Annotated in this window: 5 protein-coding genes and 1 pseudogene; 4 read left to right on the forward strand and 2 right to left on the reverse strand. The window is 40.1% G+C overall.

Features of this window, described 5'->3' with window-relative positions; genetic code table 11:
- The 4 genes and pseudogenes from I2E69_RS15000 to I2E69_RS15015 form a co-directional block, all read left to right on the forward strand.
- Positions 1-825: pseudogene (locus I2E69_RS15000) on the forward strand (hypothetical protein); the annotation flags it as partial.
- A 1-nt stretch (position 826) separates the two neighbouring features.
- Entirely contained in the window at positions 827-1,492 is a 666-nt protein-coding gene (locus I2E69_RS15005; protein WP_195462034.1) for a hypothetical protein, read from the forward strand.
- A 318-nt stretch (positions 1,493-1,810) separates the two neighbouring features.
- Complete coding sequence (locus I2E69_RS15010; protein ID WP_195462035.1) at positions 1,811-2,320, forward strand: hypothetical protein; 510 nt, start codon at positions 1,811-1,813, stop codon at positions 2,318-2,320.
- A 66-nt stretch (positions 2,321-2,386) separates the two neighbouring features.
- Positions 2,387-3,061 carry a hypothetical protein gene (locus I2E69_RS15015; RefSeq protein ID WP_195462036.1) on the forward strand — a complete coding sequence of 225 codons (675 nt, stop codon included), beginning with the start codon at positions 2,387-2,389 and terminating at the stop codon, positions 3,059-3,061.
- Between the two features lie 215 nt (positions 3,062-3,276).
- On the opposite strand, the gene I2E69_RS15020 is transcribed toward I2E69_RS15015, so the two are convergent.
- Positions 3,277-6,300, reverse strand: a complete 3,024-nt coding sequence (locus I2E69_RS15020) for a hypothetical protein (RefSeq protein WP_195462037.1) — start codon at positions 6,298-6,300, stop codon at positions 3,277-3,279.
- A gap of 197 nt (positions 6,301-6,497) precedes the next feature.
- A partial coding sequence (locus I2E69_RS15025) for a type II secretion system F family protein (protein ID WP_195462038.1) occupies positions 6,498-6,893 on the reverse strand: 396 nt, incomplete at its 5' end.

Below are 6,893 nucleotides of genomic sequence, written 5' to 3' on the forward strand. Positions count from 1 at the left end.
AACGGCAAGGAGACACAGTCGTTTGTCGATGTGCCGTATACGGATTACGGCGCGAGGATGCTGGATTCGAAGTATCGTCTGGGTTGGAACGGGGTGGACTTAATGGCTGAAACTTATCGTCATATCGGCCCTTATGCATTCTGCGGGAATAATCCGATAAATCGGGTCGATCCGAACGGGATGAAATGGGCCAGTGCAGAAGATCTAATGAAAGCAGGGATGTTGTTGGACATAGCAAGAACAGCAGCAGCAGAGCTTTCAGCAGAGATGGAAAAAGAAAAAGCCAAACAAGCAGAGATTAATAACAATACAAAACTCAGTCAAAAACAGAAAGATCGCAAACTCGAGCGCAGTTCAACAAGAATGAATGAATTAGAATTGTCAAAAGTTCGTGTTGATAACTTTATCGACGGGCTGGGAAAAATTGAAAACGATATTCAAACAACATACACCTATAATATTAATCCCGGAAAAGATGTATATCAATTAAGCTCAAAAACAGATGGTACTATTCTAATTAATACAAGTGGAGACACAGGTAATATAGCTCATGAGACAACCCATGCGATACAACATGTAAATGGAGAAATTAGCGTAAAAATGGCAGGGACAACATCATTTAATTATCACGCAACCTCACAAGAGGCTCTCGAAACGGAGGCTTATACAGTTCAATACTTAATAGGCGGACAATCAAGTATGCCAACCTCCTCCCGAGGCGGAATTCCGAGCAGAGTGGGCCAGATTACTCCCCGATGGGTGGGAGGTTTGTTGGATAGAAATTATAAACCAGTATATTCGGATTTATACAAAAAATATAAATAAGATGAAAAAACACGCTTTTTTCTTACTGTGCATGGTACTTTCAAGTTGTTGCAAAATGCCGAATTTCGTCGGTAAAACGTATATACAACCCAAAAACTGGCAGAGTGAACTGACATTTTTATCCGATAGTACCGTTTCATATCATCGGGAATATGGATGGGGAGTACCAAAACAGGAAGGCTTTGCAAAATGGGAAGTTATCGATAACAAACACATCAGGCTGACCTCGGACTATACGCACCAGAACATCCCGATAGATGTCACCGAATCAAAAAGCCCGGTCGATAGTCTTCAATTTATTTTGATGGACAAAGTGTATCCCGACATAACAATATGGCTATGCGTCGGAGATGAAAAATATAAATTCAACGGCCAGCAATTAGCTGTCCCGCTACAAAATATTTATGATTTTCAATCATTCAATCTCGTTGCTAATGCAAATACGGATAAATATGCTCCACTTCTGAACAACGATCAGATCCGAACCGCGATATATACAGTTCGGGATACTGGTAACAACCTGTTTAAAATAACGTTACCTCTTTCGGATAGTCCGTGGATAGATGTTTTTTACTATCAAGAATTAAACTATGTTTTAAAAATCAAAAAATGCAAGGGATTTCCGAAATGGAAGAATCCGCCTTTATGGAACCGGCATCTGGAGTAGGATTAAAACCCATATAAGAAATAACCGAATGCAACCAAAGCTATAAATTCGGACTTAGATGCCAACTCCAAAACCTCAGCAAATTATGCCGTTCTATTGAACTCTTCTTCTACAAAAAATGCAGAGACATCAATTAGCCAAAAAACAACTATGAAAAAGAGGCTATTTCTGATATGGGTTTTCGCCATGAGTTTTTTCCTGACGATGTGCGGCCAACAAACGTTGCCGCCGGAAGCGTGCGACCGTGCAATAACAAATGCGATTAAATACATTAATGAATATTATTTCACAAATCAGACCATATGACTCGATTCGGCTTTGATGTCTCTGAATCGGGTAGAGGGGAAATGTGAAGAATATAGAAACCATATTGCACTTCACAAATCACATGCATTGTTTCTATATCAAAAGTATGGGCAGGCAATAAACAATATTAAAAAATCAGATGATAAATTGTTGCCATATGCAGGATTTAAATATATACTAATCAGCAAGATTAAAGCCAAGCAAGCCGGACAAAGGCAGCAGTTTCAGAAGCAACGAAAGTATTATGAGCAAATTGTCGCCGAGTATGACAAATACCTTCTACGAAATAAAAACCAGGTGGATTCGGTTTTATGTCAATCCGATATACAGTCTATCGTTAATACGCAACCAGGTATTGTTTTAGCCGAGAAATATTACTACAAATCCAAAATAACGCATACTAAAGATATTATTCTTGAACTTGATTCCATCCAGAAATTTATAAAAGGGAATGAGGCCTATTTTGATACCTTAAAAAAGATTGTCGACGGCAAAATTCAGCCCAACATTCTGCTTGAATGATATTTTCCCGACTTCGAATAAAACAAAAACGATGTATCGGAACTCGTATATAACACGTATACAAAAATGAAAAAAATTACTCTTGTCCTATTGAGTACAATACTTGCAGGTTGTTGCAAAATGCCGAATTTCGTCGGTAAAACGTTCATACTTCCCAAAAACTGGCAGAGTGAACTGACATTTTTATCCGACAGTACCGTTTCATATAAGCGAGAATATGGATGGGGAGTACCAAAACAGGAAGGCTTTGCAAAATGGGAAATTATCGATAACAAACACATCAGGCTGACCTCGGACTATACGCACCAGAATATTCCGATAGACGTCACCGAATCAAAAAGCCCGGTCGATAGCCTTCTTCAGTTTATTTTAACGAATAAAGTATATGATGATACGACGATATGGCTATGCAATGGAAATGAGAAGTATAAGTTCGATAGCGATCGATTAGCTATCCCGAAAAAAAGCGTTCGTAATTTTCAATCATTTTACCTTGTGGCTGAGTCAAATCCCACAATGCAGGCCCCTCTTCTAAACAACGATCAGGTTCGAACGGCAATATATACCGTTCGGAATACTGCTAACGGCCAGTTTAAAATAACATTATCCCCTCCATACAATTCTTGGTTCAATGTTTTTTATTACCAAGAATTAAACTGTGTTTTAAAAATCAAAAAATGTAAGGAACTTCTGATATGGAAGAATCCGCCTTTATGGAACCGGCATCTGGAGTGGGACTAAAATCCACATTTTATACGATTTAAGTCCCAACTCTCAACCTTGCGCCTTAACTGAATCGGGTTCCAGATAAACAATACAGCCGAATCGCCTCGCAATAGATACATCGAGGTCCGTTGATAAAACAGAATCCGATTTGAAGCTCCGGAGAATGAGTGTGGTAATCTCTCATTTCTCCGGGGCTTCAAACTTACATGAGGAATAAACGATTCATTCGTTCATAGCTCATCTTCATCACTCACTGTATGGTACTCATACTCCTGAACCAAATTGCCCTGATCGTCTTTTACTGAAATCAATTTGCCATCGTCATTGTATTGGAAATAAGATGACCGACCTGCAAAATCCATAATTCGCGAAATGCCCCAAAATGGCTGATAACTATAAACAGTCACTTTGTAATTGCCATCAGATGAATGATTATAAAGCAACGTTCGGATATTATCGGGTAAATCTCCAGAAAAGGGTGATGTCCGAAATGTAGATATTCCACTTATTTTAGCCGCCTGATCAACCGTACAATTCACAATTTTCGCCACCAAAAATAAGCCTCCATGCCCCCATATATACGTTGTAGGAAGCCCGGCTTTGTCCGTAGTTTGGAGAATACGGCCTCCTAAATCGTATACATCGTAAGTTTCAACGGTTTCATATTCCGGAGAAATCATCGCACTCTGATTATATTCTATTTTCGCAGTTTTCATTTGTGCCAAGCGGATCATCTCAGAGCCGTCATTCCCTGCTACCACGGAATAAATATACCGATTCTCGCTTAACAGCAGCTCGGATTGATCGCCCGGAATTAATCTGTTTAAAGTCCGGGAGCGCTTCAACGGGAGATTCAAAACGTGATCACTTATCATCGCATTTTCCACCGGAGACCTATCGGCAACATTAAGATCCGTAACATATTGATAAAAATCAGAATAACGCGTCCTATAAGCATCAATAAAATCGGTCCGGATATTTTGTCCGATTTTATTATAATCGTATGCAGTTGACGTAAAAACAGAATCGACTTTATCTGCATTTGGATAATACCATGTTTGTACCTTTCGTTTAGGTTGTATGACTTCACAATTAATCCATGGTTGAAAAATGGTGGAACCAACAGCTTCTTTGTATGTCAAATGCTGCGTTAAATCCTCGGTATATTCATAACGCTCTTCAAAAACTTTGTCTCCGGAAGAGTTTCGATGTGTTATTCTATTGATTTTCCCGACATACGATTCCCTCGTACAGGGAGTTGCCAATTCTTGATATATCGGACCATTAAATAATGAAATACAAGAAACAGAGGCAACATTCCAAGCCAGATCAATTCCGTCGGCCTTAGAGTAATAATCATACTCGATGGTTGATCCGTCCGACAGATGTTCAGTTACAAAATCATATTCTATAGAATTCTTGGCAAGAGAAGAATATGAGCTGTCATACGAACTCAATGTTTTATTTTCAACCACATATTCTTGTCTTATGGCAAAGGGTGGGCCTGTATATTCATAACCAGACCCGGAAAAAATCAGATCTTTTCCGGTGTAATCAGCGATAAAAACCGATTCATTATATACATGCGGCTTCCCGACTCGAATACCAGAACTTTTTCCATTCTTCCGATATTCAAAAGTACGCGTATTATCCGAGTCACATTGTTCGGAGGAAGTATGCTGAATAATTTTTTTAATTCTTAATCCGCCTCCCAAATTATCCTGTGGCGTATCTTGCAAATAACTCAGATAAAAATCCTGCGAATAATCATTCCCCTCATACAAGAACTCAGTACTCCCCCCTGTCGGGTATTCAATTGTATGCAACATACCATAAATAGCATATGCAGGATCCGGATCACGAGCGGTATAAGTCTGTAGCAGACGGTTGAAACTGTCGACTTCCGGCAGAAAATTAGTCGGTGTTCCTCGCCCATTATAATACCCCCACCAATCTATTGCAAATGTATTAATCGGAGGAAACGAAGATTCTTCTTTATAATATTTACATTTATATACTCCCGTTCCGGAAACTCGTACAGTATTCAGGAATGTTGCTTTATTACCATTGGCGAATCGATACTGCAAATCACATGACCGCAAACGTTTATTTCCATTTTTCAGATCCTTGACATATATATATGTCAATATTTCTTTACCTGTCCCATCATTGCCATAATAACCGCCCATTTCACCCCAAAATAAGTTTTTATCTTCGGATGGTATATATGGATCCCATTTTACCCAAGGAGCGTCATCATAAGAAAAACTAATCTTCACTCGATCACGAATGGTGATCGACGACAGTTGCTGCGTATGTTGAATTTGAGATAAATAATCTCTCATAGGATTCTGTGGACCTTGTGAAAATAATTCTTGGTTAATCATTATACTTGAATAGCAAATATGATATGCCCTGGGCGTACACTGGCGGTTAACAGGCCCAGGGGTATATTCAAAAGAGACATTCTCAGAATTCGGCGCTATAATCTTTGTCAACAAGAAACTAGTTTGTGTAACTTCCGTCTCATCGGCAGACCAGTTATCTTCAGTCATACCCCTGCCAAAAATATACTTATAACCATCGCCTGTTATAATTGTAAACGTAATAAATGTTTGAAAATCTGGTATTACTTGATATTCACCAGCGGGACCATTGGTGTTGAATACTTTTACGCTCCCATCAGGCATCAAGCAAAATGATCCTGCATGCCCTAAAAAAGAAAAAGTAAAAATATCTGGAGTTGTCTCATAATATTTAGACGAACTGTAAGTAAGCATACTTTCATATCCAGGGTTCAATGTGCCTGTGTAAAAACAACAATATTTATCCAAAACCGGTTTATCCCTCCATACATCCTTATAACCGTATATATGAGCGGCGAAATCCACACTTTTTTCATCAGGAATCCCCCTTACTTCCCGCGTAATGATTCCGCCGACATTTAAGAACCAACCGGTTCCAAGAGGTCCAGAGTTTCGATTAGGCATATAACCGGATGAGCTGTATGAAATACTTATCGGAATATCAAAAACATCGTCAGTATAACGATATATTGGGATCTCGACTCCCACCGTTCCTTTATGCAAATTTTCCTGCACAGCACCATATTTCATGAAACTGGCAGTTTGTGGGGTTAATGGATCAATTGAAGGGCATCCCAGAGGATAAATTTTAATATCCTCTTGAGAAATAGCGCATATCGGCATAAATACAACAAGCCCGCAAAGAGCGAAAACAATCATCTTTTTCATAAAATTAACCTTTTAATTAATATTTATAGAACCTCTCTTTTGGGCAAAATCTTTCTCTATCCTTTTCCACATAAGATTAACCCAAATTACGCTTGTTAATCATTCATTCAAAGAAAAAAGCAGTTTTTCATAATTTATCATTACACTCATTAAATGCTATATATCAATCATTTACACAACAAAAAGCAACATCACGATTACCCCATTATTCCACCGAGTCGGAACATGGGCATGTACATGGAGATGAGGATTACGGCGACCAGAAGGCCGACGAGCATGATCAGGGCGGGTTCGAGCAGCGAGCCCATGCGGCGGATTCCGTATTCGAGTTCGTCGGTGAGGGCGTCACCCTGGCGGCGGAGCATCTCTGCAAGGCGGTTGGTCTCCTCGCCGACACGGACCAGGGCCGTGAGTTTGCGGTCGTACAGCGCAGGGAAGCGCGCCACGCACGCCGAAAAAAGTTCGCCGTGCTCCAGGCCGCGGCAGATCGAGGCGAACGACTGCCGGTAGGGATAGAAGCCGATTACGTCGGAGAGCATCCCCACGCCCGTGAGCAGCGGAACCCCGGACGTGCAGAGCAGGTAGAGCAGTTT

The sequence above is a fragment of the Alistipes sp. D31t1_170403_E11 genome (assembly GCF_015553985.1).
Taxonomy (GTDB): domain Bacteria; phylum Bacteroidota; class Bacteroidia; order Bacteroidales; family Rikenellaceae; genus Alistipes; species Alistipes montrealensis.

Bases quoted from the DNA above. Each gene is read 5' to 3' on its own strand.
- I2E69_RS15020 (WP_195462037.1), bottom strand. From the start codon at position 6,300: ATGAAAAAGATGATTGTTTTCGCTCTTTGCGGGCTTGTTGTATTTATG.
- I2E69_RS15015 (WP_195462036.1), top strand. From the start codon at position 2,387: ATGAAAAAAATTACTCTTGTCCTATTGAGTACAATACTTGCAGGTTGT.
- I2E69_RS15005 (WP_195462034.1), top strand. From the start codon at position 827: ATGAAAAAACACGCTTTTTTCTTACTGTGCATGGTACTTTCAAGTTGT.